1 pseudogene is annotated in these 3,039 nt (G+C 68.6%); it reads left to right on the top strand.

Features of this window, described 5'->3' with window-relative positions:
* Window positions 1-3,039 (top strand): annotated as a pseudogene (locus tag AC1DOC_RS26685) (hypothetical protein); the annotation flags it as partial.

The following is a 3,039-nucleotide window of genomic DNA, read 5'->3' as shown; positions in this document are numbered from 1 at the left end:
CTCGGGCACCTACACGTTCAATGCCGACGGCAGCGTCTCGATGACGACCGGTGCCGACGGCAGCTATCAGTTCTACCTGCAATCGCCGCCGGTCATCGGCCTGTGCACCTACACGCTGCAGGTGGCGCCGCCGGCAGGCAGCGGCTATGTCTTCCCGTCGCAGCTGATCCCTGTGACGGCCGGCACCTTCGGCAGCTGCGGTCCGGTGGTGCCCGGTGCGCTGCCGCCCAAGGGGGCCGAGCCGACGACGCACTATTTCTCGGTCACGTCCGGCTTCAATGCTTCGAACGAGGCGTGCGACGTGGTGCACAACCACATCCCGCTCGACCCCGGCAATGTGCTCGGCCTGGTGCTGCGCAAGGAAGGCAGCAAGCGGCAGGTCGAGTTCGGCGACTTTCTGGACTACGCGTTGACGGTGACCAACAAGACGGGTACGCCGGTGACCGGCATCTCGATCAGCGACAGCCTGCCGCCGGGCTTTGCCTACGTGAGCAACAGCGCGCGCCTGAACGGTACGGCCACCGGCAATCCGGTCGGCGGCGCGGGCCCGAAGCTGGTGTTCAACTACCCGACGCTGACCCTGGGCATCGACCAGATGGCCATGGTGCGCTACCGCGTGCGGGTCGGCGTGGGCGCACCCACGAACGGCGATGCGATCAACCGTGCGCGTGCCCATTCGGGTCCGCTGCAGTCGAATCTTTCGAACTGGACCGTGCGCGTCACCGGGGGTGTGTTCTCGGACGAGGCCTTCATGTTCGGCAAGGTCTACATGGACTGCAAGGCCGACGGCAGGCAGGAGGGCAGCGACGAGATCGGCGTGCCCGGCGTGCGCCTGTTCATGGAGGACGGCACCAACGTCGTCACCGACGTGGAGGGCAAGTGGAGCCTCTACGGCCTCAAGCCGGTCACCCACGTGCTGCGCGTCGACCAGACCACGCTGCCGTCCGGTGCCCGCCTCGAATTGCTGGACAACCGCAACGCGGGCCGCCCCGAGAGCCGCTTCGTCGACCTGAAGAAGGGCGAATTCCACAAGGCCAACTTCATCATCGGCAACTGCGACAACCGCGCGACGCTGGACGACGTGGTGGCCCGCCGCGCGGCCATCGCCGCGATTCCGGACACCGAAGCCGAAGCCCAGGTGCGCATGCGCCTGAATGCGGAAGGGCAGATCGTTGCGGTGGGCGACTTGCGCTCGCTGCCCGCGAGCGGCCAGGCGCTGGCGAGCGGCAGCACGGGCTCGACCACGACGTCGTCCGCGCCGCTGATCGCCATGCCCGATGCGCCGGCCAATGCCAGCAGCTTCGTCGGTGCCGCCTCCGGCAGCATGAGCGGCACGCTGGGGACGGCGGCTTCGGCGGCGCCGACCCCGGCAGGCAGCCTCTTTGCCGCACTGAACGGCTTGCCGGCGGCCGCGAAAGGCGTGTCTGCCGAAGGCGGTGCGGCAACCGGTGTCGGCGCCTTTGCGAGTCGGCCGGTCAACACCTCCGCCGCCATGCTGGAGCCGCGCAGTGCACCGCTGCTGCCCGAGGCAGTGCCCAGTCCCATCGAGCTGGAGGTGCTGCTGCCGCAGATCGAAAGCAACGCGCTCGGCTTCCTCGGCCTGAAGAACGGCGACACCGTTCCCGCACAGTCGATCAACGTGCGCGTCAAGGGCGAGTCCGGCCTGGCGCTGCGGCTCAGCGTCAACGGCCAGGCCATCGACGAGCGGCGCGTCGGCAAGAAGACGCAGCTGCCATCGAAGAGCATCGGTGCCTGGGAATACATCGGCGTGGTGCTGCAACCCGGAACCAACCGCCTGCAGCTCGATGCGGTGGACGATTTCGGCAATGTGCGCGGCAGCGAACAGATCGGCATCGTCGCGCCCGACAAGCTCGGCGCGATCCAGATCGACCTGCCCGAGACCGCCTATGCCGACCTGCGCACGCCCGTGACCGTGAAGGTGCGGCTGGCCGATGCGGCGGGTGTGCCGGTGACGGCGCGCACCCAGCTCACGCTGGAGGTCGACCGCGGCCGCTGGCTCGACGAGGACCTGAACCCGGCCGAGCCGGGGACGCAGGTCTTCATGGACGGGGGGGCGGCCGAGTTCCGCCTGCTGCCGCCGGGCGAGGCGGGYGATGCGCGCCTGCGCGTGAGCGCCGGCAGCTTCGTCAAGGAAGCACGGCTTGTGCTCTTGCCCGAGATGCGCCCGATGCTCGGCGTGGGCATCGTCGAAGGCGTGCTCGATTTCACCCAGCGCGGCAGCGTGCCGCTCGGCGCCATGCCGGCCGGCGCGGCCTTCGAAGCCGAACTGACGGGCCTCGCGGACGAGCGCGAGAACCGCCGCGCGGGCGCCCGCGCCGCCTTCTTCTTCAAGGGCACCGTCAAGGGCGAGTACCTGCTCACGGCCGCCTTCGACTCCGACAAGACGCGTAAGGACCGGCTGTTCCGCGACATCCGGCCCGACGAGTTCTATCCGATCTATGGCGACTCGTCGGTCAAGGGCTTCGATGCGCAGAGCACGCAGAAGCTCTACGTGCGCATCGACAAGAACCGCTCCTACCTGCTGTACGGCGACTTCACGACCAGCAGCAGCACGGAGGTACGAAACCTCAGCCAGAGCAACCGCGCGCTCACCGGCCTCAAGCACGTGTACGAGACCGCGGACGTGCGCGCGACCAGCTATGCGTCGCGCACCGCGCAGACACAGCAGGTGGAGGAGTTCCGCGCCGTCGGCACGTCGGGCCCCTATTATCTGAGCACGACCGGCGGCGAGTTCGTCGACAACAGCGAGCAGATCGAGGTGGTGGTGCGCGACCGCAACCAGCCCGACATCGTGCTGCAGCGTACGCCGGCCACGCGCTTCGTGGACTACACGGTCGAGCCGCTCACGCGCCGCATCCTGTTCACGCATGCCGTCGCGTCCGTCGATGCCAACTTGAACCCGCAGTCGATCCGCGTCACCTACGAGGTCGACAGCGGCGGGCCCAAGTTCACCGTGGCCGGCACCGACGTGCAGGTCAAGGTCGGCGAACGGCTGCAGCTGGGCGTGGTCGCCAGCAC

It is taken from the genome of Variovorax sp. 01T439_2, assembly GCF_056398445.1.
This window is presented reverse-complemented; position numbering and strand designations above follow the sequence as displayed.